This is a genomic window from Dryocola mayonis (assembly GCF_051307045.1).
GTDB lineage: Bacteria > Pseudomonadota > Gammaproteobacteria > Enterobacterales > Enterobacteriaceae > Dryocola.
The window spans coordinates 615,873-639,847 of record NZ_CP150452.1 but is presented as its reverse complement, the minus strand read 5'-3'; the positions used below and the strand labels follow the sequence as shown (position 1 = coordinate 639,847).

23 protein-coding genes and 1 pseudogene are annotated in these 23,975 nt (G+C 56.8%); 7 read left to right on the top strand and 17 right to left on the bottom strand.

What is annotated here, in order from left to right; genetic code table 11:
- Nucleotides 1-14: 14 nt before the first annotated feature.
- The 3 genes from carA to WLO32_RS03140 all read right to left on the bottom strand — a co-directional run bounded on the left by carA (nucleotide 15) and on the right by WLO32_RS03140 (nucleotide 3,602).
- The gene (carA, locus tag WLO32_RS03150) at nucleotides 15-1,163 is read right to left on the bottom strand and encodes a glutamine-hydrolyzing carbamoyl-phosphate synthase small subunit (RefSeq protein ID WP_435947164.1); all 1,149 of its coding nucleotides are present in this window, start codon (nucleotides 1,161-1,163) and stop codon (nucleotides 15-17) included.
- 459 nt (nucleotides 1,164-1,622) lie between these two features.
- The gene (gene dapB / locus WLO32_RS03145; RefSeq protein WP_435947163.1) at nucleotides 1,623-2,444 is read right to left on the bottom strand and encodes a 4-hydroxy-tetrahydrodipicolinate reductase; all 822 of its coding nucleotides are present in this window, start codon (nucleotides 2,442-2,444) and stop codon (nucleotides 1,623-1,625) included.
- Nucleotides 2,445-2,594: 150 nt separating this feature from the next.
- Nucleotides 2,595-3,602: a LacI family DNA-binding transcriptional regulator gene (locus WLO32_RS03140; protein ID WP_435947162.1), complete on the bottom strand. Its 1,008-nt coding sequence runs from the start codon at nucleotides 3,600-3,602 to the stop codon at nucleotides 2,595-2,597.
- Between the two features lie 197 nt (nucleotides 3,603-3,799).
- Here WLO32_RS03140 and WLO32_RS03135 point away from each other — a divergent pair, with 197 nt between their 5' ends.
- From WLO32_RS03135 to WLO32_RS03115, 5 genes are read left to right on the top strand one after another with little or no spacing between them, the layout of a single operon-like run.
- Nucleotides 3,800-5,545 (top strand): class I mannose-6-phosphate isomerase, encoded by a 1,746-nt coding sequence (locus tag WLO32_RS03135; protein ID WP_435947161.1) that lies wholly within the window; start codon nucleotides 3,800-3,802, stop codon nucleotides 5,543-5,545.
- A gap of 4 nt (nucleotides 5,546-5,549) precedes the next feature.
- Entirely contained in the window at nucleotides 5,550-5,978 is a 429-nt protein-coding gene (locus WLO32_RS03130; protein ID WP_435947160.1) for a PTS sugar transporter subunit IIA, read from the top strand.
- Nucleotides 5,979-5,987: 9 nt separating this feature from the next.
- A complete protein-coding gene (locus WLO32_RS03125; protein WP_435947159.1) occupies nucleotides 5,988-6,482 on the top strand; it encodes a PTS system mannose/fructose/N-acetylgalactosamine-transporter subunit IIB in 495 nt (164 codons plus the stop codon).
- A gap of 9 nt (nucleotides 6,483-6,491) precedes the next feature.
- On the top strand, nucleotides 6,492-7,286 hold the full coding sequence (locus WLO32_RS03120) for a PTS mannose/fructose/sorbose/N-acetylgalactosamine transporter subunit IIC (RefSeq protein ID WP_435947158.1): 795 nt from the start codon (nucleotides 6,492-6,494) through the stop codon (nucleotides 7,284-7,286).
- Entirely contained in the window at nucleotides 7,286-8,101 is an 816-nt protein-coding gene (locus WLO32_RS03115; RefSeq protein ID WP_435947157.1) for a PTS system mannose/fructose/sorbose family transporter subunit IID, read from the top strand. The genes WLO32_RS03120 and WLO32_RS03115 overlap by 1 nt, the downstream gene beginning before the upstream one ends.
- 79 nt (nucleotides 8,102-8,180) lie before the next feature.
- Here the strand turns inward: WLO32_RS03115 and WLO32_RS03110 are convergent, their stop codons facing one another.
- From WLO32_RS03110 to WLO32_RS03100, 3 genes are all read right to left on the bottom strand, one after another.
- Entirely contained in the window at nucleotides 8,181-8,963 is a 783-nt protein-coding gene (locus WLO32_RS03110) for a glucose-6-phosphate isomerase family protein (protein ID WP_435947156.1), read from the bottom strand.
- On the bottom strand, nucleotides 8,956-9,153 hold the full coding sequence (locus tag WLO32_RS03105) for a hypothetical protein (RefSeq protein ID WP_435947155.1): 198 nt from the start codon (nucleotides 9,151-9,153) through the stop codon (nucleotides 8,956-8,958). The genes WLO32_RS03110 and WLO32_RS03105 overlap by 8 nt, the downstream gene beginning before the upstream one ends.
- Before the next feature lie 111 nt (nucleotides 9,154-9,264).
- Nucleotides 9,265-9,894, bottom strand: a complete 630-nt coding sequence (locus WLO32_RS03100) for an alanyl-tRNA editing protein (protein ID WP_435947154.1) — start codon at nucleotides 9,892-9,894, stop codon at nucleotides 9,265-9,267.
- Nucleotides 9,895-9,985: 91 nt separating this feature from the next.
- Between WLO32_RS03100 and WLO32_RS03095 the strand changes: the two genes are divergently transcribed.
- A complete protein-coding gene (locus WLO32_RS03095) occupies nucleotides 9,986-10,900 on the top strand; it encodes a LysR family transcriptional regulator (protein WP_435947153.1) in 915 nt (304 codons plus the stop codon).
- Here the strand turns inward: WLO32_RS03095 and rihC are convergent.
- From rihC to ribF, 6 genes and pseudogenes are all read right to left on the bottom strand, one after another.
- A complete protein-coding gene (gene rihC / locus WLO32_RS03090) occupies nucleotides 10,897-11,814 on the bottom strand; it encodes a ribonucleoside hydrolase RihC (protein ID WP_435947152.1) in 918 nt (305 codons plus the stop codon). The genes WLO32_RS03095 and rihC overlap by 4 nt on opposite strands.
- A gap of 71 nt (nucleotides 11,815-11,885) precedes the next feature.
- A pseudogene (ispH, locus tag WLO32_RS03085) lies at nucleotides 11,886-12,837 on the bottom strand (4-hydroxy-3-methylbut-2-enyl diphosphate reductase).
- Entirely contained in the window at nucleotides 12,818-13,288 is a 471-nt protein-coding gene (gene fkpB, locus WLO32_RS03080; protein WP_435947151.1) for an FKBP-type peptidyl-prolyl cis-trans isomerase, read from the bottom strand. The pseudogene ispH and the gene fkpB overlap by 20 nt, the downstream one beginning before the upstream one ends.
- 3 nt (nucleotides 13,289-13,291) lie before the next feature.
- Nucleotides 13,292-13,798, bottom strand: a complete 507-nt coding sequence (gene lspA / locus WLO32_RS03075) for a signal peptidase II (RefSeq protein ID WP_435947150.1) — start codon at nucleotides 13,796-13,798, stop codon at nucleotides 13,292-13,294.
- Nucleotides 13,798-16,614 (bottom strand): isoleucine--tRNA ligase, encoded by a 2,817-nt coding sequence (ileS, locus tag WLO32_RS03070; RefSeq protein WP_435947149.1) that lies wholly within the window; start codon nucleotides 16,612-16,614, stop codon nucleotides 13,798-13,800. The genes lspA and ileS overlap by 1 nt, the downstream gene beginning before the upstream one ends.
- Before the next feature lie 40 nt (nucleotides 16,615-16,654).
- A complete protein-coding gene (ribF, locus tag WLO32_RS03065; RefSeq protein ID WP_435947148.1) occupies nucleotides 16,655-17,587 on the bottom strand; it encodes a bifunctional riboflavin kinase/FAD synthetase in 933 nt (310 codons plus the stop codon).
- A gap of 327 nt (nucleotides 17,588-17,914) precedes the next feature.
- On the opposite strand from ribF, the gene rpsT reads away from it, so the two are divergent.
- Nucleotides 17,915-18,178, top strand: a complete 264-nt coding sequence (rpsT, locus tag WLO32_RS03060; RefSeq protein WP_039897887.1) for a 30S ribosomal protein S20 — start codon at nucleotides 17,915-17,917, stop codon at nucleotides 18,176-18,178.
- A 66-nt stretch (nucleotides 18,179-18,244) separates the two neighbouring features.
- Here rpsT and nhaR read toward each other — a convergent pair whose 3' ends face one another.
- From nhaR to WLO32_RS03035, 5 genes are all read right to left on the bottom strand, one after another.
- Entirely contained in the window at nucleotides 18,245-19,132 is an 888-nt protein-coding gene (nhaR, locus tag WLO32_RS03055; protein ID WP_435947147.1) for a transcriptional activator NhaR, read from the bottom strand.
- 63 nt (nucleotides 19,133-19,195) lie between these two features.
- Entirely contained in the window at nucleotides 19,196-20,374 is a 1,179-nt protein-coding gene (nhaA, locus tag WLO32_RS03050) for a Na+/H+ antiporter NhaA (protein ID WP_435947146.1), read from the bottom strand.
- Nucleotides 20,375-20,591: 217 nt separating this feature from the next.
- Nucleotides 20,592-21,725 (bottom strand): molecular chaperone DnaJ, encoded by a 1,134-nt coding sequence (gene dnaJ / locus WLO32_RS03045; protein ID WP_435947145.1) that lies wholly within the window; start codon nucleotides 21,723-21,725, stop codon nucleotides 20,592-20,594.
- Nucleotides 21,726-21,809: 84 nt separating this feature from the next.
- Complete coding sequence (gene dnaK / locus WLO32_RS03040) at nucleotides 21,810-23,726, bottom strand: molecular chaperone DnaK (RefSeq protein ID WP_435947144.1); 1,917 nt, start codon at nucleotides 23,724-23,726, stop codon at nucleotides 21,810-21,812.
- On the bottom strand, nucleotides 23,727-23,900 hold the full coding sequence (locus WLO32_RS03035; RefSeq protein WP_183042622.1) for a hypothetical protein: 174 nt from the start codon (nucleotides 23,898-23,900) through the stop codon (nucleotides 23,727-23,729).
- Nucleotides 23,901-23,975 lie beyond the last annotated feature (75 nt).

Genomic DNA, 23,975 nt, shown 5'->3' with positions numbered 1-23,975 from the left:
TTTATGGCTCCTGATTATTTGGCGGTAGAACGGTAGTGCTTAATCAAGTCGATAAAGTGGTCGAACAGCGGCGCGGCATCGTGCGGGCCCGGGCTCGCTTCAGGGTGCCCCTGGAAGCTGAACGCCGGCTTGTCGGTACGATGAATGCCCTGCAGGGTGCCATCGAACAGCGACTTGTGGGTAACGCGCAGGTTCGCCGGAAGCGTGCTTTCTTCCACCGCAAAACCGTGGTTCTGGGCGGTAATCATCACGCAGTCGCGGTCTAAGTCTTTAACCGGATGGTTGCCGCCGTGGTGGCCGAACTTCATCTTCACGGTTTTCGCGCCGCTTGCTAAAGCCAGCAGCTGATGGCCGAGGCAGATGCCGAATACCGGCACGTCGGTCTCGAGGAAAGATTTGATGGCGCTAATCGCGTAGTCACAAGGGGCCGGATCGCCCGGGCCGTTGGACAGGAAGATGCCGTCCGGATTCATTTTCAGCACTTCCTGCGCTGAGGTCTGCGCCGGGACAATCGTCAGGCGGCAGCCGCGGTCAACCAGCATGCGCAGAATGTTGCGCTTCACGCCGTAGTCATAGGCCACCACGTGGAAAGGCAGCTCTTCTTCTTTTGCCGCTTCCGGCAGCTCGCCTTCAAGCGTCCAGCTCCCCTGCTGCCAGGCGTAGGATTCTTTGGTGGTGACTTCTTTTGCCAGATCCATGCCGTTCAGGCCCGGGAAGGCTTTCGCTTTCTCAAGCGCCAGCGCGGCGTCAACGCTGTCGCCCGCGATAATGCAGCCGTTCTGGGCGCCCTTCTCGCGCAGCAGGCGGGTCAGCTTACGGGTATCGATATCGGCAATCGCCACGATGTTATGGCGTTTTAAGTAAGAAGAGAGGTCCTCGGTATTGCGGTAGTTGCTGGCAATCAGCGGCAGGTCACGAATGACGAGGCCCTGCGCATGTACCTGGGAGGATTCTTCATCGGCGGAATTGGTGCCGACGTTGCCGATATGAGGATAGGTAAGAGTGACGATCTGGCGGGAGTAGGAAGGATCAGTGAGGATTTCTTGATAACCGGTCATAGAAGTGTTGAAAACGACTTCCCCCACTGCCTGACCCGATGCCCCAATGGCCCGACCGTGGAATTGGGTTCCGTCTTCCAGAACCAATATTGCTGACTTAATCAAAACGTCCTCCAGGGGAATAAACATTCAATTTATTCGCATATTAATTCAAAACCCATGCCTGAATCAAATGCAAAACAGCCTGTCATTCGGATTTTTGACAAACGGCGGCATTCTAAGGACAAGTTGGCTAAAAGTCTACCTTAAGACGAACTTTTTATAGGTATTTTGCCGCTCTGGTTAAAAAAACCGGCATTGACAGGTAAAACGAGCAGCTAACTTAGCACAGGTAATCGATTGCGAGGCAGGAAGAATAGATATTTGTCCCGCGACGTCAGTAAAAGTGGACCAGATGGTCAAAATTAACGTTACGACAACATAAAATAAGAGGAAAAGTTAGATTTATAGAGGCTTGAGGATAAAGTATTTAGATAATCCGAAAAATAAAAAGGGCAATAAATTATTGCCCTGTCAATCAAAGCATTATGATTGCAATAACCACATCACGATGGGTAATAAGGTTTACAAATTGTTGAGATCCAGCACGTCGCGCATATCAAAAAGACCGCTTTCCTTATGGCTTAGCCATAAAGCCGAACGAACGGCGCCGTTTGCGAAGGTCATACGGCTTGAGGCCTTATGACCGATCTCGATGCGCTCGCCGATATCCGCGAACATAGCGGTATGCTCGCCCACGATGTCCCCGGCGCGAACGGTTGCGAAACCAATGGTTCCAGGCACGCGCTCGCCGGTATGGCCCTCGCGGGAATAGACCGCGCAATCTTTTAAATCTTTATCCATCGCCTGCGCAATGGCTTCGCCCATCGCCAGCGCGGTGCCGGACGGCGCATCCACTTTGTGGCGGTGGTGGGCTTCGATAATCTCGATGTCGGTATAATCGCCCATCACTTTGGCCGCTTTTTCCAGCAGCTTCAGCATAACGTTCACGCCCACGCTGAAGTTGGCGGCAAAGACGATCGGGATCTCGGCTGCGGCCTCGCGAATGGCCTGCTTGCCCGCATCGTCAAAACCTGTGGTGCCGATAACCATACCTTTGCCGTGCTGAAGACAGAATGCGAGATGGCTCAGCGTGCCTTCCGGACGGGTGAAATCGATAAACACGTCAAAATCGTTCACCACTTTATCCAGGCTGTCGCTAACGGCTACGCCGGTTTTCGCCACGCCCGCCAGCTCGCCCGCATCGCTGCCGAGCAGGGATGAGCCGGGACGCTCAAGCGCCGCGCCAAGCTGCACGCCTTCCAGCTGTAAAGCGGCCTGAATAAGTTGTCGTCCCATACGACCGCCCGCGCCCGCAATGGCGACGCGGATCTGTGCTGCGTCCATATTCACTCTCTTTATTAATTTGCTGATAAAACATTCTCAGGTTAACCAGCCCCGCTAAAGGCCGCCAGCCGAAAACACCGATAATTAGAAATTTATGACAAACCGCCGCAGTTATCAGTAAAAGCCATTATTTACCTAATAAAAAAGGGGTTACTGAAAGCCGCACGATTCGCGCACCACGAGCGTTGGCGGCAGAATAATGCGCTGCGGCGGCTCGTCGTTGCCCTGAATACGGCTAAATAACAGCTCTCCCGCTTTGCGACCGATTTCCTTCGCGGCGACCGAAACCGTCGTCAGCGCGGGCTGCACCAGCGCGGCCTCGGTCACATCGTCAAAGCCTACCAGCGCAAAATCCTTGCCCGGCGCACGCCCCATTTTGCGCAGGGCCTGCATAACGCCAAGCGCCACAATATCCTGGTAGCACACTGCCGCAGTGATTTCCGGATAGCGCTGAAACAGCGTCTCGGCGACCCGGGCGCCGTCACTTTGGCTGGCCGCCGAAGAAACCACCCACTCGCTGTCAGGCCGAATGCGGTTTTCCAGCAGCTTGCTGCTGTAGCCGCCGATGCGCTGTGCCCGGGTAATGGAGTTTTCGCTGCCGCCGATAAAAGCGATATGGCGATGCCCGAGCCGCAGCAGATGCTGCGTTGCCAGCTGCGTGCCGAGAAAGTTATCCGTACCTACAAAGTCAAAATCTACGTCATCCAGCGGGCGCACCACCATTATTGCCGGAATGTTGCGCCGCCTGAGCGTTTCAAAAAACAGCGGCGGCGTTTCACGCGCGGCGCACAGCACCATGCCGCAGGCATTATTGCGCATCAGGGAATCAACGAACTTTTGCTGCCGCTCGCCGGACTCTTCGCTGTTCGCCAGGAACAGCAGCAGATCGTGGCGCTCCATTTCCTGACTCAGCCCCGCCGTCATCTCGCCGTAAAAAGGGTTGGTGATGTCATGCAGCAGCAGACCGACCTGGTTGCTGGTGCGGTTGCGCAGGTTAGCTGCGGTCTGGTTGTAGACGTAACCCAGCTCGTCCAGCGCCGCAAGCACGCGCTGACGGGTTGCGGCGGATATACGGCCGCGATTGCGCAGAACCATCGAGACGGTAGCCGTCGAAACGCAGGCGCGCTGTGCAACCAGGGCAAGGGTAACGGTGCTCATTTTCTTTCCCCAAATGAAGCTGTTGCAAAGAGATTAATCGAATAACCTGAAAAATGCATTTCTACCTGTGAAAGCCGTCACAGATAACCGTGAGTCTCGCCGCCTGTTGCGAGAAATGGCGGGTTAATCGCGTTTACCACCCTTTCCAAACAAGGTTAATCGATTAATCTTAAGCTATCGCCATCAGGGAGCCATTTATGAAGCACGCAGCGTACGATAAGTACCCCGAAGTACGTATAACGGGGTTCGACAACCAGGCGTGGCAAGGCTGGGAAGCCATAGCCCAGGCCGTACAACGGCGTTTGCCCCACAAGGATAAAACCGTTTTAGTGATTGACTGCTATCCCGGCGTACGCCAGGAAGAGCTGCACGACAGGCTGATAGCCCATCTTAATCCTGCGCTGCTCATCAACGCAGAAACGGCTCGCCTGAGCGAACGGCATCTGCATGATTTGCTGGCGCAGAACCTCACCCAGGACCGGGTGTTCGGCGTGCTTTCCTGCCACCAGCTCGGCGAATTTTTCTGCCGCGATAAACTTGCCCGCGCGCAGCGTGAAGTAAACGAAGCCCGCGGTCTTGTGGTGGTTTACGGTCCCGGCGCGTCGCTGGTGCATCAGGGCGATGTTCTCGTTTACGCCGATCTGGCGCGCTGGGAAATTCAGCAGCGTTTCCGCGCCGGCGAACTGGGCAACTGGGGCGCTAACAACGAAAACGAAGATATCCTGCGCCGCTATAAGCGGGCGTTTTTCATTGAGTGGCGCGTGTTCGATCGCCATAAAACGCCGCTGCTTAAACGCGCCGATTTTCTGCTTGATACCAACAAGGCAAACGCCCCGACGATGGTCAGCGGGGAAGCGTTGCGTCACGCCCTGCAACAAGCCACGCGGCAGCCGTTCCGCGTGGTGCCGTTTTTCGATCCCGGCGTGTGGGGCGGCCAGTGGATGAAAGACAAGTTTGATCTCGATCCCTCTAAGCCAAATTACGCATGGTGTTTTGACTGTGTGCCCGAGGAGAACAGCCTGTTGCTGCGTTTTGGTGATGTGCGGATCGAGATCCCCTCTCAGGATCTGGTGCTGCTCTACCCCCGTCCACTGCTGGGCGAAAAAGTCCATGCGCGCTTTGGGGCGGAGTTTCCGATCCGCTTTGATTTCCTCGACACCATCGGCGGGCAGAATCTTAGCTTCCAGGTGCATCCGCTCACCGAATACATTCAGCAGCATTTCGGCATGCACTACACCCAGGATGAAAGTTACTACCTGCTGGAGGCCGAGCCTGGTGCCCAGGTGTATTTAGGGACGAAAACCGGCGTCGATCCGCAGGCCATGCTCGACGATCTGGCGAGCGCGCAGCGCGGTGAAAAAGCCTTTGACGATGAAAGATTCGTTAACCGCTTCCCGGCGCGTAAGCACGATCATTTCCTGATCCCGGCGGGGACGGTGCACTGTTCCGGCGCGGGCGCGATGGTGCTTGAAATCAGCGCCACGCCGTACATCTTTACTTTTAAACTCTGGGACTGGGGCCGTTTGGGCCTGGACGGCCTGCCGCGTCCCGTACATCTGGAACACGGCGCCCGGGTTATCGACTGGCAGCGCGATACCGCCTGGGTAAGCGAGCATCTGGTCAATCGATTCGAACCCCTGGCCGAAGGAGACGGCTGGCGCGAAGAACGCACCGGCCTGCATCAACGGGAATTTATCGAAACCCGCCGCCACTGGTTCAGCAAACCGGTGCTCCACCACACCCGGGGGGGCGTCAACGTGCTCAACCTGGTTGAGGGCAGCGAAGCGCTGGTGGATAGCCCGGGCAACGCCTTCGCGCCGTTCGTGGTGCATTATGCCGAAACATTTATCATTCCGGCGGCAGTAGGCGAATACCGTATTTCCCCGTATGGCAGCGGCTGCGGACAAACGCTTGCCACCATGAAAGCCTGGGTAAGAGGATAACACTATGATTAATTTCATCCTGGCAACGCACGGTCCGCTGGCGGACGCGCTGCTGGCAAGCTCCCGCATGGTGTATGGCGAACTGCCGCACGTTTTCCCGATAACCCTGAGCGAAAACAAAGGAATCAACAGCTTTACCGCAGAATTTTCGGCGGTGTTAAAAGAGGCCGCTAAAGGGGCGGATGGCGTGATCGTGCTGTGCGATATGCAAAGCGGCACGCCGTGGAATATCGCCAGCCGACACGCTTTCGATCCTCAGGCGCAGCCGCCCGTCGCCGTGCTTGCCGGGGTCAACTTTCCCATGCTGCTGCTCAGCGACGAGGTAAAACATCTCGCCGACCTTGAAGCGGCGGCCATGCAGCTTCTGGCGCAGGCCCGCGATTCGCTGGTGCAGGCAAGGCCGGCCGAAACCACACAATTCGACGATTTCTAAGGGGGAACGATGAGTATTTCCTTTGTACGCATTGACGACAGGGTTATCCACGGCCAGCTCGTGACCCGCTGGGCAAAAGAGCTGCCGTGCGATGGCATTGTCGCCATCGATGACGCCGTGGCCGCCGACCCGCTGCTCTCCTCGGTGATGAAAGGCGCGGTGCAGGACATTAAAGTCTGGCTGTTCGATACCGCCACGGCGATTGAAAAACTGCCGAAAATCATCGCCAGCGAAAAGCGTTATTTCGTGATCGGCAAATCGCCGGTCACGCTCAAACGCCTCGAAGAGGCGGGCATCAGCCTGCAAAACGCCAACGGTAAAATTAACGTCGGGCCGATGAGCGCCCGTGTCAGCACCACCACTATCGGGCCTAATCAGTCGGTCAGCCCGGAGGAAGCGGCAGCTTTTGATTTCCTGTCGCAACGCGGCCACCAGATTGAGTTTCGCCTGGTGCCAGACGCCAGCAGCTACGGCTGGCAGGACGCACGACTTAAAATCAAATAAGGAGCGCATATGGCTTTCGAAGCAGCGCTAATCGGCATTCTGTGTTACCTGGGTGCGCTCAGTAGCCCGTGGCTGCTGGGACTCACCGGCGGCTGGTATTTAATTACCCGCCCGCTGGTTTCAGGCATGCTGGTCGGTTTTATTCTCGGCGATGTGCAGACCGGGATCGTCATTGGCGTGGCCGTGCAGGCGGTCTACATCGCGATGGTCACCCCGGGCGGCTCGATGCCCGCCGATCTTAACTTTGTTGCCTTTCCGGCTATCGCGCTGGGCATTTTATCCAACAGGGGCCCGGAAGTGGCCGTGGCGCTGGCCGCGACCATCGGCATCGCAGGGACCGTGCTGTTTAACGCCATGCTGGTGCTGAACTCATGGTGGAACCACCGCGCCGACGTGGCGCTGGAAAAAGGCGACGAGCGGGGTATTTATCTCAACAGCGCTATCTGGCCCCAGGCGACCAATTTCCTGATGCGCTTCGTGCCGACCTTTATCGCCGTCTATTTTGGCGCTCAGTACATTAGCGCCTTTATGGACAGCCTGCCGCATATCGTGCTGGCAACCATGAACGTGCTCGGCGGCATCCTGCCCGCGGTCGGCATCGCTATTTTGCTCAAGCAGATCATTAAGAATTACAGCATGCTGATCTACTTCCTGGTGGGCTTTATCTGCATCGTTTTTCTCAAGCTCAATATGGTGGCGCTGGTCATCGTAGGGGCGCTGCTGGCGCTTATCCATTACAACTACAAGCCGGAACCGCAGACGGCCGGTGCGGCCAAACCGGCCGATGATGAGGATGAATTCTGATGGAAGAACGTAAACTCACCCGCCGGGATCTCAGGCGCTGCTGGCGCAGCTGGATGATGTATAACCTTTCCTCCATGAGCTTTGAGCGCCTCGAATCCTTTGGCTTTTGCCTGAGCATGCTGCCGGTGGCGAAAAAGCTTTACCCCGACGCGCAGGAGCGCAAAGAGATGCTCAGGCGCCACGCGTCGTTCTACAACACCGAGCCGCAGCTCGGGGCGATTGTCAACGGCATGGTGCTGGGCCTTGAGGAAAAGCGCGCCAACGGCGAGCCAATCGATGGTGAAACCATCAACACCCTGAAAGTTGGCCTGATGGGGCCGGTCGCCGGCATCGGCGATTCCATGATCCCCGGCATGCTGATCCCGATCCTGCTGAGCATCGGCATGGCGCTGGCGGCGGGCGGCAGTATCCTCGGGCCGCTGTTTTACTGCGTGGCCTGGCTGGCGATTATCATTCCCGGTTCGTGGTTGCTGTTTTTAAAAGGCTACCGCATGGGCTCGACGTCCGTCGAGATGCTGGTCAGCAGCAGGTCGACCCGCCTGCGCGAAGCGCTCTCCCTGCTGGGTGTATTTGTCATGGGCGGCGTGGCGGCAAGCTATGTGAAGCTGGGGACCGGGCTGGAGTTCGTGACCAAAGAGGGTGTAAATATCCATCTGCAGCAGATGCTCGACGGTATTTTCCCGCAGCTTCTGCCGCTGGTCGTGGTGATTGGCACCTGGTATCTGATGGCCAAACGCGGCGTCTCGCCGGTAAAAGCAATGCTGCTGCTGTTGGTCCTGGCGGCGGTAGGCGTGGCGATTGGTCTGTTTGCTTAAATATGCGGCGGGTAGGGCTTAGGCCTTACCCGACCCAGGTTTGTAGGGTGGATAAGCGCAAGCGCCATCCACCTTATCATTAAGGATGAAAATTCACCCATTTCTGCGTGGCTATTGCCGGTTTTGAAATAAACTGAAAGCGCGCCGGATCCTCAATAAACTGCTGATACAGCGGCCTATCGGTAATGCCGAATTCGTCGTACCTGCGCGGTGAAATTACCTGTAATCGTCCCGGCATATAGCGCCGGTTATGCAGCCAGGCGATGTGTTCGTCCTGCAGTAGCGGATACCATGCCAGCCCTTTGTATGCCCGCACCGCCTCGTATTCGAAGCCGTATTCACGGTCGCACCAGGCGCCAAAGGTCAGAGGTTGGTGCGGTGAGGCGGAAATCGTGGCGTGCGCCCAGCCGGGCGGCACCAGCACCTTCTCTCCGGGCCCGGCGCAGACTGCAAAGCAGCGCCCCGGATCGTCGGCGACGTACTCCTGCATATAGATAATCGCTTTACCCTGCCAGATTTCGTAAAGCTCCGGCGGCGACCAGCCGCTGTGCCCGCTGATGCGGTGGATATGCCCCTGGCTGCGGATCGGCTCGTCGCCCAGCCGTCCGCTGGCATAGGTCACCACGCCGAACAGCAGCATGCGTTTTTTAAGCTCTTCGCGATCGGCCAGGCGCGCGACATCCATAGCTATGGCATAAACCTCTGCCGGGCCTGCGCAATCAGGATCGCGCAGCGAAGCGCGGATCTGATCGAGCTTGCGGATCTCCGGCAGCGGACCTATTACCTCTTCACCGTAGCTAAAGCCCAGCGGCGAGTGATGAACCGTCATATCGAGGCCGGAATCAAAGCGCCGCTCAGCCATTTTGCACCTCTTCGCCCTGAGTCCTGCCGCCGCGCTCAACACCCCTTAAGGCAAAACCCTGCGTCAGCGAAGCATAATTGTGAAACACGCCGCGTAGATTTCCACAGCGCGTCGCTTTAATGACGTTTGCAGCCGAAAGCTGAGCGTTCAGGAACGCCGCGCCCGGTGGCGCGCTAAAAGATATCTTCATTAATTTTCTCCGGCCCAAGGAGAACAGCACCGCAAGGATAGCAGATTAATCGATTAACCTCACAACGGGCCCGCTGCTTTGCAAAGGCAATCACACTCCCTGTGCCTGCGATTATTTAATAGCGTAATTGACGATTAGCTGGCCTTTTTTCACTTTGATGCCGGTAATCTCCAGGGAGCCAATCTCAGATAGCGAGCCTACGTGCGTACCGCCGCACATATAGGCGGGCAGCTCGCCAAACCGCACTTTGCGCCGGCCGTCCTCAAATTCAATATGGCGAATTAACCTGTCCGTTTGCCAGCGTTCAATTTTTTCCGTTACCGCAGCGGCATCGGGTACCGCGGCGTATTCCCCGGCGGCAAAGGTAATCCGCCCTTCGCCCGGCCAGTGGTGCGCCTTAACCGGCCGCCAGCCGTATTGCTCCCCGGCATAGCCAATCAGATGCCCGGCGGAATGCCAGCGGGAATGCAGCATGCGGGTCGCCGCGTTCACCAGCAGATCCACCTCACCTGGCTCCAGCGGCTGCGGCAAAATATGCACCACGCTTTCACCGCGCTGCGCCACCTCCTCAACGGACAGGCCAGCAATCCAGCCTTTATCCGCTGGCTGTCCTCCCCCCTGCGGATGGAATAACGTTTTGTCCAGTTCAACCGCATAGCGTCCGTCTGGCTCGGCGATACAGCGCGTCACCCGCGCGTGCCCTTCTGTTTCATCGCTTGTGTAATAAAGGCGTTCAGTCATTGTGTCCTCCTTATGGTAAGGAGAGTATATTGTGATTATTTACAGGGATAATCCGCTTGATAATCAATGCACCTTTGCCTGGTAAGCACAAATGAACGCTATGCTGCTCCCCGACCTCGCCACCTTCGTGCTGATTGTTGAACAAGGCAGCTTTTCCGCCGCCGCCCGCGCATCCGGCGCGACGCCCTCCGCTATCAGCCGCAGCGTATCGCGGCTTGAGCGCGAAATGGGGGCTAAGCTGCTGCACCGAACAACGCGCAAGCTTGCGCTGAGCGAAACGGGAAAAACGGTGTATGAGCACGCGCTCGATATGCTGGAAGCGGCCAGGCAGGCGATGGATTCCGGCAGCAGCCTGCAAACCGTCGCCCAGGGCAGGCTGACGCTCAGCGTCCCAAAGGCGGTTGGCCGGTTCGTTATCCATCCCCTGATGCCTGAATTTCTGGCGCGCAATCCGCAGGTGGATGTTTGCCTGCGTCTGGAAGATCGCTATATGGATTTGATTGATGACGGCGTGGATCTGGCGCTGCGCATCACCAATACCCCTTCGCCCGGGCTCTACGGCAAGCCGCTGATGCCCGTCACGCATATTATCTGCGCGACGCCAGAATATATGGCACGGCATGGCACACCGAAAGAGCCGGGGGATTTACGCGCCCATAGCTGTATCAGCCTTGGCGAAACGCCTGCCGACTCGCGCTGGAAATTCTCTTATCAAGGTAAAACGGAAACTATTCAGACGCGCGGGCGCTATGCGGCAAACCATACCGGCGTGCGGCTGGATGCGGTAAAACGCCATCTTGGTATCGGCAGTCTGCCGCTATTCACCGCCCGCGAAGCGCTGGAGACGGGCGAGATTATTCAGGTATTGCCCGAATGGGAGTTTATCAGCACCTACTCCGGCGAGCTGTGGCTGCTGTGGACGCGCAACAAACATATGCCCGCCCGCATGCGGGCGATGATTAACTACCTTAGCGAGAAAATGGCCGCGCCGTCCGCCGCCTCTTAAGGGGCCAGCGCCAGCACGTCGGCTACCCATTGTTGAAAGCCCGGGACATCAATCTCCAGCGCCACCTGCGCATTGGCCTCGCGTTGAAAACGGCCTTCTATGTCCACGACCGTGGTGCCTGCCGTATATTCCCCCCGGGTTTCCACCGCCACAAAGCACGGATGCAGGCGGAAGAGTTCCGGTTTTACCAGCCAGGCGATCGCGCACAGGTCATGCATCCGCAGACCGGTTGTCATGCTGCCGCTGCGGTAATGGCTAAACAGCGCATGAAGCATTTTACCGGTTTGATTACCCAGCGGCAGCTGCTGCAGATAACGCGGGCTGAGCATCGCCTGGTTGGTGACGTCCAGGCCGCACATAACGATCTCCAGCCCGCTTGCGAACACCCGCGCGGCGGCTTCCGGATCGATGGCGATATTAAACTCGGCGTTCGGCGTGAAGTTGCCGCGTCCGGCAGAGCCGCCCATCATCACCAGACGTTTAATTTTGCTTTTACAATCCGGATACTGGGTCAGCAGCAGCGCGATATTTGTCAGCGGCCCGATAGCGACCAGCGTGAGCGGCTCAGCGCTGCTGTTCAAAGCCTGCCAGATGGCCTCGAAAGCAGGCTGCGCCAGCGGCCTAAGCCGGTGTTCAACAAACGCATAGCCTTCCATGCCGGTTTCGCCGTGGACGTACGCGGCGTCACGCAGCTTGCGCACCAGCGGCGTGGCGGCGCCCCGGGCCACGGGAATATCTTTGCCCCAGAAATGCATAAGCTGCAGCGCGTTACGCGTGGTTTTTTCTACCGAGACGTTGCCGGCAACGGTGGTGATAAGTTTTAAATCAATCTGCGGCGCAAAGAGCGCGGCGGCAATCGCCACCGCGTCGTCGATACCGGGATCGGTATCAAGAATAATGGGGACTGGATTCATGCTTTCCTCCATAAAAAATGCCAGACGGTTTCACCCGGCTGGCATCTTCTCATGTTCCCGAACGGCTTACGTTACTCTACTTCACGAACGTCCATACGCAGCTCGCGCGGCACTTCAAAGACGATGTTTTCTTCGCGTCCCGTCAGCTCGCGTGTTTCGCTGCCGCCAAGCTCGCGCAGGCGGGCAAGCACGTTTTGCACCAGGATATCCGGCGCGGAAGCCCCGGCGGTAACGCCGACGCATTTCGCTTCTTTTACCCAGCCTTCCTGAATATCCGCCGCGTCGTCAATCAGATACGCCGATTTCCCCATACGCTGCGCGAGTTCAGCCAGACGATTGGAGTTAGAAGAGTTTTTCGACCCCACTACCAGCACCACATCCGCTTCATCAGCCAGCGCACGCACCGCTTCCTGGCGGTTAGTGGTGGCGTAACAAATATCATCTTTACGCGGGCCGATGATTTTCGGGAAGCGGTTACGCAGCGCGTCAATCACATCGGAAGTATCATCCACCGACAGCGTGGTCTGCGTCATAAACGAAAGACGGGATTCGTCTTTCACGTTCAGCTTGCTGACGTCTTCCGGGGATTCGACCAGGTACATTCCCCCTTTCGGGTTGCTGTACTGGCCCATGGTGCCCTCCACTTCCGGATGGCCCCGCGTGGCCAATCAGAATGGATTCTTCACCACGGCGGCTGGCGCGCGCCACTTCCATATGCACTTTGGTCACCAGCGGGCAGGTGGCGTCAAACACCGTCAAATCACGGCATTTTGCTTCGTTCCGCACCGCCTGGGAAACCCCGTGCGCGGAGAAAATCAGGATCGCGCCGTCCGGCACCTCGCTGATTTGCTCGATGAAAATCGCGCCGCGCGCGCGCAGGCTGTCCACCACATAGCGGTTATGCACCACTTCGTGACGGACATAGATTGGCGCGCCGTAGATAGCCAGCGCGTTTTCCACAATGCTGATAGCGCGGTCGACCCCGGCGCAAAAGCCGCGTGGGTTAGCCAACAGGATCTGCATTCAACGCCTCCAGTACCGGATCGATCTCCAGCACTTCGATATCAAAATGAATGGTTTGCCCGGCGAGCGGGTGATTAAAGTCAACGGTGATGGAATCGCCGTTCACTTCACGCACGACGCCCGGCATCTCGCTGCCATCCATTGCGGTGAAAAGCATAATCGCTCCCGGCTCCGGCTCGCCCGCATCAACGAATTCGCGACGGGAGAAATACTGGATCATATCCGGGCTGGGTATGCCGAACGCGGACTCGGGGGCCAGAGAAAAGGCTTTTTTGTCGCCGGCCTTCAGGCCGACAAGCTGATCTTCCAGACCCGGCGACAGCGTTTCATCGCCGAGGGTGAAGAGCGCAGGCTTACCGTTGTTATGGGTGGACTCAGCGGTAGAGCCATCTTCGAGCTTCAGCGTGAAATGCACCAACACCCGGCTGTTGGCCTGTATGGAATCAGCCATAGGTTACCCTTTAATCTTTGCGGGCTTGTCGGAGGAGACGAAGAACCCCTCCAGCACAATCAGCGCCGCGCCGATACAGATTGCGGTATCGGCCAGGTTGAAGGTGGCAAAGTGCCAGTCGCCGACATAAAAATCGATCATATCGACGACGAAACCGTGCCACAGACGGTCGAACAGGTTACCCAGCGCGCCGCCAATAATTAAAGCATAGGCAATATTATGCAGCTTCTGGCTCGCTTTCGCGCGGTACATCAGCACCGCCAGCACCACGCAGATACCGATGGCGATACCCGCGAAGAACCAGCGCTGCCAGCCGCCCTTATCAGCGAGGAAGCTAAACGCCGCGCCGTAGTTACGGGCGTAGTGCAGATTCAGCGACGGAAACAGCGAGACGGTGTCCCCCAGCATAAAATGCTGGAGGATAAGGTACTTGCTGCCAAGATCGACGATCAGCACCACGACCACCAGCCACAGCCAGCGCAGGCCGGTAGAAAGAATCGGTTTACTCATCAGGCAAATTTACGCTTTTCGCCGTCGCCGGCTACGTTGCTGACACAGCGGCCGCAGATTTCTGCGTGTTCCGCCACCTGGCCGACGTCCTGGGTATAGTGCCAGCAGCGCGGGCACTTCTCACCGTCGGCTTTACGCAGCGCGACCTTCAGGCCTTTAAGCATTTCGCTTGCCTGAGCGTCTTGCGGCGCCTGCGCATAATCCGCAACTTCAGCTTCGGAGGTCAACAGGACAAATCGTAATTCTTCGCCGAGGCTGTTGAGCTTCGCCGCCAGCTCGCTATCCGCGTACAGCGTTACCGCCGCTTCCAGCGAACCGCCAACGCGCTTATCGGCACGCGCCTGTTCAATGACCTTGTTCACTTCGCCACGAACCGTCAGCAGCGTATCCCAGTAGTCATTGTTCATGGTTTCGCTTTCGGCAAGACCAAACAGGCCTTCGTACCAAACGCCGGTAAAGACGTACTGCTCGCGGTCGCCCGGCAGGTAGCCCCAGATTTCATCTGCGGTGAAGGACATGATCGGCGCCATCCAGCGCACCAGCGCTTCGGCGATATGGAACAGCGCGGTCTGGCAGCTGCGACGCGCCACGCTGTCCGCTTTCGCGGTGTACTGGCGATCTTTGATGATGTCGAGGTAGAACGAGCCCATTTCGATGGAGCAAAAACGCATCAGGCGCTGCACCACTTCGTGGAAATCGTAGTTTTCGTAGGAAGCCAGGATATCGGCCTGCGCTTCCTGCGCGCAGCCAACGGCCCAGCGGTCCAACGTCACCATCTCTTCCGGTTTCACCATGTCGGTTTGCGGATTAAACCCGTTCAGGTTAGCCAGCAGGAAGCGCGCGGTATTACGGATACGGCGATAAGAGTCAGCGGCGCGCTTGAGGATTTCGTCGGAAACCGCCATTTCGCCGGTGTAGTCGGTAGAGGCCACCCACAGGCGCAGGATATCCGCGCCCAGTTTGTTCATCACGTCCTGAGGAGAAACGGTGTTGCCGATGGACTTGGACATTTTGCGGCCCTGGCCATCGACGGTAAAGCCGTGGGTCAGCACCTGGCGGTAAGGCGCCTTGCCTTTCATCGCCGTCGAGATCATCAGGGAAGACATAAACCAGCCGCGATGCTGATCCGAGCCTTCCAGATACATATCCGCCGCGTGGCCGTTGAATTCCGGACGCACGTCGACAACGGATGAGTGCGTTGAACCGGAGTCAAACCAGACGTCCAGGGTATCCGGCACTTTGGTGTAGTTTTCAGCGTCGTCGCCCATGACGTCGCGCGGATCGAGATCCCACCATGCCTGAATACCGTCCTGCTCTACGCGCTTAGCGACTTCTTCCATCAGCTCCAGCGTGCGCGGGTGCAGCTCTTCGGTCTCTTTGTGTACGAACAGAGACATCGGCACGCCCCAGGTGCGCTGACGGGAAATACACCAGTCCGGACGGTTCGCCACCATGGACTCGATGCGCGCCTGGCCCCAGTCAGGGATCCACTGCACGCCTTTGATCTCTTTTAAGGACTGCGCGCGCAGGCCTTTTTGATCCATGCTGATAAACCACTGCGGCGTGGCGCGGAAGATGATTGGCGTTTTGTGGCGCCAGCAGTGCGGATAGCTGTGCAGCAGTTTTTCAACGTGCAGCAGAACGCCTTTATCACGCAGGATGTTCACGATCAGATCGTTGGCTTTGAACACCTGAACGCCGTCCAGCCCTTCGTAAGTCCCCGGCAGGTAGCAGCCGTCCGGGCCAACCGGGTTGGCGATCTCCAGACCGTATTTCTGGCTGATAACATAGTCGTCCGGACCGTGGCCGCCGGCGGTATGCACCGCGCCCGTACCGGCTTCCAGCGTAACGTGATCGCCAAGGATCGCCGGCACGTCGAAATCGAGGAACGGATGTTTAAAGCGCATCAGCTCCAGTTCGGCGCCCTTCGCGGTGCCCAGAACCTGCCAGTCATCGATAGCCGCGCTTTTCATAACGCCTTCGAGCAAATCTTTCGCCACGATCAGCGCCTGGTCCGCAACCTGCACCAGCACGTAGTCGAATTCAGCATTCAGGGAAACGGCGCGGTTAGCCGGCAGCGTCCATGGAGTGGTGGTCCAGATAACCATCGAAACCGGACCGTTAACCTGCGTGGCGCCGAATTTGGCTTTTACCGCGTCGGCATCAACGGCCTGGAAGTTAACGAAGATAGACGGAGAAGTTTTGTCATAGTACTCAACTTCCGCTTCAGCCAGCGCTGAACGGCAGTCGACGCACCAGTGCACCGGCTTCGCCCCTTTATGCAGGTGGCCGTTGCCGATGATTTTACCGAGCGCACGAATGATGTTCGCTTCGGTGTTGAAATCCATGGTCAGGTAAGGACGCGACCAGTCGCCCAGCACGCCTAAACGGATAAAGTCCGCACGCTGGCCCTCAACCTGCTCCGCCGCGTATTTACGGCATTCGGCGCGGAATTCCGCCGCAGAGACTTTCTCGCCCGGCTTGCCGATCAGCTGCTCAACTTTCAGCTCGATTGGCAGACCGTGGCAGTCCCAGCCCGGCACGTACGGAGAATCAAAACCGGAAAGCCCTTTGGACTTCACGATAATGTCTTTCAGAATCTTGTTAACCGAGTGACCAATATGAATGCTGCCGTTCGCGTAGGGAGGGCCATCATGCAGAATGAAGGATTTTTTGCCCTTTTTTGCATTGCGGATGATGCCGTACAGATCGTCATCGTTCCAGCGCGCCAGCATGCCCGGTTCGCGTTTGGCGAGATCGCCGCGCATCGGGAACCCTGTTTCCGGCAGGTTCAGGGTAGATTTAAAGTCACTCATTAGATTCTCGGTTCCGTATTTCGGTTTGAGGAAAGTCTGCTCAGGCGTTTGACCCGAAAAACTCGCGGGCTGTTACCACGTCTTTTGCGATTTGCGCTTTAAGTTCATCAAGCGAGGCAAACCGCTGTTCATTGCGTATTTTTTTACGCAGCACCACATCTATATGGTGCCCATACAGGTCCATTGCAACGTCCAGCAAATGGACCTCCAGCTGCTGGCGCATTCCGGCGACCGTCGGACGAGTGCCGATATTGGCAACGCCTGGCAGCAGCCTGTCGCCGAGGCCCGCTACTTCTACCGCAAAGACCCCTTTGACCGGGGAAACCTGACGACGCAGCGGTAGGTTCGCCGTCGGAAAGCCGATGGTGCGCCCTAACTCATCACCGTGAACGACGCGTCCTGAGATGATAAACGGGTGCCCAAGCAGGCTTTGGGCCAGCTCAAGGTTGTCGTCAGCCAGCGCCTGGCGAACCGCCGTGCTGCTGATGCGCACGCCGCCTTCGCAGAAGGTTTGCGTGCTGGCGACGTCAAAGCCGTACTCCTGGCCTGCCTTCTGTAATAACAAGAAATCCCCCTGGCGGCCAGCGCCAAAGCGGAAATCGTCCCCGACGGCGAGGAACTTCACCCCCAGGCGGTCAACCAGCAGATCGCTGACAAAGTTTTGCGCCGTCAGCGCGGCAAAGCGTCGGTCGAAGCGGACGCAGAGCACGTAGTCCACGCCGCACTCCGCCAGATAACGCAGCTTCTCGCGCAGCCTTGTCAGGCGTGCGGGAGATTTGCCGGCGGCAAAAAGCTCAAGCGGTTGCGGCTCGAAGATCATGACCATCACCGGAAGATTGCGCGCGCGCCCTTCCGCGCACAGCCCCTGCAGCAGGGACTTGTGGCCTCGATGCACGCCGTCGAAGTTACCAATGGTGAGGACACACCCGTGGTGATTCTGGCGTAAATTATGTATGCCGCGTATCAGCTTCATGGCTGGCTCAAGACAGTGGAAATCGGCGGATTATATCAACTACCACGATGAACGTTAACCAACGATTGCCCCCTTTGGCATAAAGCTTGAAGGATTTCATTACGCTGAAGGAGAGTTTCAGCAGGCAAGCGCGCCGTTGCGCGAATTTTGTTAGCTAAAGGCTGTATTCGTAGCCATGAAGCTGGTAGAATCCGCGCCATCACAACGTAAGAGGTGTCGTAAGTTTAACGGCGCTTATTTGCACAAATCCATTGACAAAAGAAGGCTAACCGGGCATATTCCTCGGCCTTTGAATTGTCCACATAGATCATATTTGGGAGTTGGACCTTGGCTAATATCAAATCAGCTAAGAAACGTGCTGTACAGTCTGAAAAGGCTCGTAAGCACAACGCAAGCCGTCGCTCTATGATGCGTACTTTCATCAAGAAAGTATACGCAGCGATTGAAACTGGCGACAAAGCTGCTGCACAGAAAGCATTTAACGAAATGCAACCAATCGTGGACCGTCAGGCTAGCAAAGGTCTGATCCACAAAAACAAAGCTGCGCGTCATAAGGCTAACCTTACTGCGCAAATCAACAAACTGGCTTAATCGCCTTTGTGTTGTCAGCTTAAAAAAACCGGCTCAGGCCGGTTTTTTTATGCCCGTCATTCACCGCTACTTAAACAGCGCCGAGTAATCACGGTTGCACACGCGCTGCACCGCCGGGTGCTGAATCATGCGTTCGGCAAAAATAGCGTGATACTCCTCCATCACGTTCTCAATGCGCCCGATCTCTACGATATTGTCATCGCTGTAGATATCCTGCCCGTAAAGCGTAGGCGCGACGAAAATAGCGTTGTGCGCCGCTCCGAACGCTTTCATCAGCGCGGCATCGTCAAACTCGCCGAGGATTTCCACCTTCAGGCCCTGGCCGTTAAGCCAGTTAAGAATTTTGCGCCCCAGCATTGAACGGCGGCCGGGTATCAGCAAACGCCTCGTTTCAAGGCAGGCCGGGAACGGCAAATCCGGCAGCGGATGCTGACACCAGAAACTGATGCCGCACTCGCCGATTTTCACCGAAAACAGGCCTTCTTGCTGCGTGGAGTCAATGGGGCAGTCGGAGATAATCATGTCCAGCCGGTGCTGGCTGAGCTGCTCGAGAAGCATTTCGTGGGTCGATTCAAAGCAGCGCAGGTGAATCTGCTCGTCTTCCACCACCGCGGCATCCAGCACGCCGCTCACCAGCCGTTTGGAAAGCGCGTCGGCAATGCCGACGTCGAACAGCAGGCTGGACTCTTTGCGGTAGTTAACGATATCCAGCATTTCCTGGCTTAACGTAAACATGCGGTCCGCATAGCGGAACACCAGCTGCCCCAGCTCGGAAGGCTCCAGGCCCCGCCCTTTACGCTTGAACAATTTACCGTCCAGCCGCTCTTCCAGCGCTTTTATTTGCCCGGTGATGGTCTGCGGCGTCAGGTAAAGCACCTGCGCCGCGCCTACCACGGAGCCTTCTTTACAGACATGCCAGAAATAATAGAGGTGGTTGTAATTGATATGGGACACGCGCTTTCCCTCCCTGAGAAACTATCCGTTGGCTGACGGCGGTTTCGCGCCGTCAGCGTAAAATTAGTGCTGCTGCGCCAGCGCTGAAAAACGCCTTCTGAGCATACTGTACCCCACCACGGCGGACAGTAAAGATCCCAGCAGGATACCGAGCTTCGCCCAGGTGATAAGCGCGGGGTCAACGCTGCTGAAGGCAAGCGAAGCGATGAAAATAGACATCGTAAAGCCGATTCCGCACAGCACGCCCACGGCCATAATATCTTTGCCCGTGGTTCCCTCGGGCAGGCTTGCCAGCCTGAGCTTTAGGGCCGCCCAGCAAAACAGGCTGATACCCAGCGGCTTACCGATAAACAGGCCGGCGATAATCCCCATCGGCAACAGTGACGTTAAGCCTGCGGGCGTCACGCCGTGCAGGGATACGCCCGCATTAGCAAAGGCGAACAGCGGCAGAATCAAGAACGCCACCCAGGGATGCAGCACATGCTCCAGCGCGCGGGCGGGCGATCGCCCATCCTTTTCCTTCAGCGGGATGAAGAAGCCGATAACCACCCCGGCAAGCGTCGCGTGAACGCCGGACTTCAGGACGGCAGTCCACAGCACAAGGCCGACCAGAATATACAGGCCCGTGCGGCGAACGTTGCAGGCGTTCAGCAAAGCCAGCAGCGCAATGGCGCCCGCGGCTACGGCCAGCGACAGCAAGGAGAGATCGCTGGTATAGAACAAGGCGATAATGACGATCGCCCCCAGATCGTCGATAATCGCCAGCGCCATCAGAAACACTTTTAAAGCGACCGGCACGCGGTTGCCCAACAACGCCAGAATACCCAGCGCAAAAGCGATGTCCGTGGCGGCAGGTATCGCCCAGCCCTCGCGCGCGACGGGATCCTGGAAGTTAAAGAGCAAATAGATAACGGCGGGAGCGATCATTCCCCCAAGCGCTGCGATCAGCGGGAAAGCGGCCTGCCGCCGGCTCGCTAAGGATCCGGCGACCATTTCGCGCTTCACTTCCAGGCCAATCATCAAAAAGAAGATGGCCATCAAAGCGTCGTTCACCCACAGCAGCAGGTTTTTACCGATCTCTAAAGAGCCGATGCGTACCTCAACGGGCGTGTCTAAAAAAGCCTGATAAAAGCCGCTGGTGAAATCGAGATTGGCCAGCGTCATCGCAAGCGTTGCGGCAATAATCAGCAGGATGCCGCCTGCGGCATCATTATGGAAAAAACGTTGCAGTGTTTTGGTCATTTTTTTATCCTGGATTTAAGCAGCGCAAACATTTAAGCCACCAACAGGCCGTTAAAATAACAGGCTACACACTTCGTTAAAATCAGGTTATATAGCGATGAAAGCTCGGAAATTACGAATAAAAATTTTCACCGCCTGGCGGTGCGCGAAACAATAAAAAAAGCCTGAGCCGGTATTACCCGGCTCAGGCCTGTTCTTTACAGCGCAAGCTGATGAATTATTTAGTTAAGTCATCAAAGAATCGTTTTACGCCGTCAAAGAAGCTTTTAGAGCGCGGGCTGTTTTTCTCGCCGCTTGGGCCGCCAAAGCTCTCTTCCAGATCGCGCAGCAGCTGCTTTTGTTTTTCATTCAGGCTGACGGGCGTTTCTACCACCACGCGGCACAGCAGATCGCCCTGCGCGCCGCCGCGTACGGATTTCACGCCTTTGCCACGCATTCTGAACAGCTTGCCGGTTTGCGTTTCGCCCGGCACCTTCAGGTTCACGCGGCCATCAAGCGTCGGCACTTCGATCTCGCCGCCCAGCGCCGCCATCGCAAAGTTGATCGGCACTTCGCAGTAAAGGTTATTGCCTTCACGTTCGAAGATCGGGTGCTGCTTAACCTGCACCTGAACATACAGATCGCCCGACGGCGCGCCGTGCTCGCCTGCTTCACCCTCACCGGCCAGACGAATACGATCGCCGGTATCCACGCCCGCCGGAATTTTCACCGACAGCGTTTTGGTTTTTTCTACACGGCCGTGGCCATGACAGGTGTTGCACGGATCTTTAATAATGGTGCCGCGGCCCTGACAGTGCGGACAGCTCTGCTGCACGGTAAAGAAGCCCTGGCGCATCTGCACCTGACCGGCACCGTGGCAGGTCGGACAGGTTTGCGGCTTGGAGCCCGCTTTCGCACCGCTGCCGTGGCAAACGTCGCACTCTTCAAGCGTTGGAATGCGGATCTCTTTGGTCACGCCGCGAACGGCCTCTTCCAGCGTTAAATCCATGTTGTAACGCAAGTCGGCGCCGCGCGCGGCGCGCTGACGACGGCCGCCGCCGAAAATATCGCCGAATACGTCGCCAAAGATATCGCTGAAATCAGCGCCGCCGCCGCCAAAACCGCCGCCGCCGCCCATGCCGCCTTGCTCAAACGCTGCATGACCGTACTGGTCATACGCCGCGCGTTTTTGCTCGTCGGTCAGAATTTCATAGGCTTCTTTGATTTCTTTAAACTTACCTTCAGCCTCTTTGTCACCCTGATTACGATCCGGGTGGAATTTCATCGCCAGGCGTTTGTAAGCTTTTTTGATTTCACGCTCGTCCGCCGATTTCGGGACGCCTAAAACCTCGTAATAGTCTTTCTTCGCCATGTCTTTATTCTGCCCCTAACATGCGTACACGGGCGTGGAGAAAACCCCAACGCCCGTGCCAGTTATCAACCGCTCAAAGGGCGATTATTTTTTGTCTTTAACTTCTTCGAATTCAGCGTCAACCACGTCGTCGTCTTTGCCGGCGTTGGTCGCGTCCGCCGCGCTGCCCGCCTGCTGTTCAGCGTGTTGCTGCTGAGCCAGTTCCATCAGCTTCTGGGACACCTGCGCCAGCGCCTGCATTTTCGCTTCGATATCCGCTTTGTCTTCGCCTTTCAGAGAAGTTTCCAGCGCGCTTAACGCAGACTCGATAGCCGTTTTGTCGTCAGCCGGCAGTTTGTCGCCCGCTTCTTCAACCTGCTTACGGGTGCTGTGCAGCAGATGGTCGCCCTGGTTGCGGGTCTGCACCAGCTCTTCGAACTTACGGTCGGACTCGGCGTTAGCTTCCGCGTCGCGTACCATTTTCTGGATCTCTTCTTCGTTCAGACCGGAAGAAGCCTTGATGGTGATCTTCTGCTCTTTACCGCTGTTTTTGTCTTTAGCGGAAACGTGCAGGATACCATCGGCATCGATATCGAAGGTAACTTCGATCTGCGGCATGCCGCGCGGCGCAGGGCTGATGCCGTCCAGGTTGAACTGACCCAGAGATTTGTTATCGGAAGCGCGTTTACGTTCACCCTGAATCACATGGATGGTTACCGCAGACTGGTTGTCTTCAGCGGTAGAGAACACCTGGCTGTGCTTCGTCGGGATAGTGGTGTTTTTGTTGATAAGCGCGGTCATCACGCCGCCCATGGTTTCGATACCCAGTGACAAAGGGGTAACGTCCAGCAGCAGCACGTCTTTCACTTCGCCCGTCAGAACACCACCCTGAACGGCTGCGCCAATGGCAACGGCTTCGTCCGGGTTAACGTCTTTACGCGGTTCTTTACCAAAGAACTCGGCAACTTTTTTCTGCACCATCGGCATACGGGTCTGGCCGCCGACCAGGATAACGTCCTGGATGTCGGATACGGACAGGCCGGCATCCTGCAGCGCGACTTTCAGCGGATCGATGGAACGGTTTACCAGATCTTCGACCAGGGATTCCAGCTTCGCACGAGTCACTTTGATGTTCATGTGTTTTGGACCGGTCGCGTCTGCGGTGATGTACGGCAGGTTCACGTCGGTCTGCTGCGCAGAAGACAGTTCAATTTTCGCTTTTTCAGCGGCTTCTTTCAGGCGCTGCATCGCCAGCGGATCGTTACGCAGATCGATGCCCTGATCTTTCTTGAACTCTTCTACCAGATAGTTAATCAGACGGCTGTCGAAGTCTTCACCACCCAGGTGGGTATCACCGTTGGTTGCCAGAACCTCGAAGGTTTTCTCGCCGTCAACTTCGTCGATTTCGATAATAGAGATATCGAAAGTACCACCGCCCAGGTCGTAAACCGCGATAGTACGGTTGCCGACTTCTTTATCCAGACCGTAGGCCAAAGCCGCCGCGGTTGGTTCGTTGATGATACGTTTTACTTCCAGACCTGCGATACGACCGGCGTCTTTGGTTGCCTGACGCTGTGCGTCGTTGAAGTAAGCAGGTACGGTGATAACAGCTTCAGTTACCGGCTCGCCCAGGTAATCTTCCGCGGTTTTCTTCATTTTTTTCAGCACTTCGGCAGAGATCTGCGGAGGCGCCATTTTCTGGCCCTTCACGTCAATCCACGCGTCGCCGTTATCCGCGCCGATAATTTTGTACGGCATGATAGCTTCGTCGCGCTGCACTTCTTCGTCCTGGAAACGACGGCCAATCAGGCGTTTGATCGCAAACAGGGTGTTCTGCGGGTTAGTCACTGCCTGACGTTTAGCCGGCTGACCTACCAGAGTTTCGCCATCCTGGGTGTATGCGATGATGGAAGGCGTGGTGCGATCGCCTTCGGCGTTTTCCAGCACGCGTGCCGTGGTGCCGTCCATGATTGCTACACAAGAGTTGGTTGTGCCCAGGTCAATACCAATAATTTTACCCATCTAAACGTCTCCACTTAAAATTTGTTCGTCATGTGGTTGTGAACCTGTTATGCGGGCAAACAAGAGTGTTTCAACTGCCCAAACGTGTTTTTTTCCAGGTCCGTCAACTGCGGTTGCATACAAGATGGGGTCGGCTTGTCCGCCATCAAGGGGCAAAGCAAAAAAAATTTTCATCTGCACACCCGTTTAGATCATGGACTCCTGTCGGACACCTGATTATGATGCCGCGCCCCGCAGCCCTTTAACGGA

Excerpts from the sequence above, each read along its gene's own strand:
- WLO32_RS03035 (WP_183042622.1), bottom strand. The coding sequence starts at position 23,900 with ATGAAAATTTTTTTTGCTTTGCCCCTTGATGGCGGACAAGCCGACCCC.
- nhaA (WP_435947146.1), bottom strand. The coding sequence starts at position 20,374 with ATGACCAAAACACTGCAACGTTTTTTCCATAATGATGCCGCAGGCGGC.
- rihC (WP_435947152.1), bottom strand. The coding sequence starts at position 11,814 with ATGAATCCAGTCCCCATTATTCTTGATACCGATCCCGGTATCGACGAC.
- WLO32_RS03120 (WP_435947158.1), top strand. The coding sequence starts at position 6,492 with ATGGCTTTCGAAGCAGCGCTAATCGGCATTCTGTGTTACCTGGGTGCG.
- dnaK (WP_435947144.1), bottom strand. The coding sequence starts at position 23,726 with ATGGGTAAAATTATTGGTATTGACCTGGGCACAACCAACTCTTGTGTA.
- WLO32_RS03140 (WP_435947162.1), bottom strand. The coding sequence starts at position 3,602 with ATGAGCACCGTTACCCTTGCCCTGGTTGCACAGCGCGCCTGCGTTTCG.
- WLO32_RS03100 (WP_435947154.1), bottom strand. The coding sequence starts at position 9,894 with ATGACTGAACGCCTTTATTACACAAGCGATGAAACAGAAGGGCACGCG.
- WLO32_RS03115 (WP_435947157.1), top strand. The coding sequence starts at position 7,286 with ATGGAAGAACGTAAACTCACCCGCCGGGATCTCAGGCGCTGCTGGCGC.
- WLO32_RS03110 (WP_435947156.1), bottom strand. The coding sequence starts at position 8,963 with ATGGCTGAGCGGCGCTTTGATTCCGGCCTCGATATGACGGTTCATCAC.
- WLO32_RS03130 (WP_435947160.1), top strand. The coding sequence starts at position 5,550 with ATGATTAATTTCATCCTGGCAACGCACGGTCCGCTGGCGGACGCGCTG.
- ribF (WP_435947148.1), bottom strand. The coding sequence starts at position 17,587 with ATGAAGCTGATACGCGGCATACATAATTTACGCCAGAATCACCACGGG.
- WLO32_RS03125 (WP_435947159.1), top strand. The coding sequence starts at position 5,988 with ATGAGTATTTCCTTTGTACGCATTGACGACAGGGTTATCCACGGCCAG.
- WLO32_RS03135 (WP_435947161.1), top strand. The coding sequence starts at position 3,800 with ATGAAGCACGCAGCGTACGATAAGTACCCCGAAGTACGTATAACGGGG.
- fkpB (WP_435947151.1), bottom strand. The coding sequence starts at position 13,288 with ATGGCTGATTCCATACAGGCCAACAGCCGGGTGTTGGTGCATTTCACG.
- WLO32_RS03105 (WP_435947155.1), bottom strand. The coding sequence starts at position 9,153 with ATGAAGATATCTTTTAGCGCGCCACCGGGCGCGGCGTTCCTGAACGCT.
- ileS (WP_435947149.1), bottom strand. The coding sequence starts at position 16,614 with ATGAGTGACTTTAAATCTACCCTGAACCTGCCGGAAACAGGGTTCCCG.
- dnaJ (WP_435947145.1), bottom strand. The coding sequence starts at position 21,725 with ATGGCGAAGAAAGACTATTACGAGGTTTTAGGCGTCCCGAAATCGGCG.
- WLO32_RS03095 (WP_435947153.1), top strand. The coding sequence starts at position 9,986 with ATGAACGCTATGCTGCTCCCCGACCTCGCCACCTTCGTGCTGATTGTT.
- lspA (WP_435947150.1), bottom strand. The coding sequence starts at position 13,798 with ATGAGTAAACCGATTCTTTCTACCGGCCTGCGCTGGCTGTGGCTGGTG.
- dapB (WP_435947163.1), bottom strand. The coding sequence starts at position 2,444 with ATGGACGCAGCACAGATCCGCGTCGCCATTGCGGGCGCGGGCGGTCGT.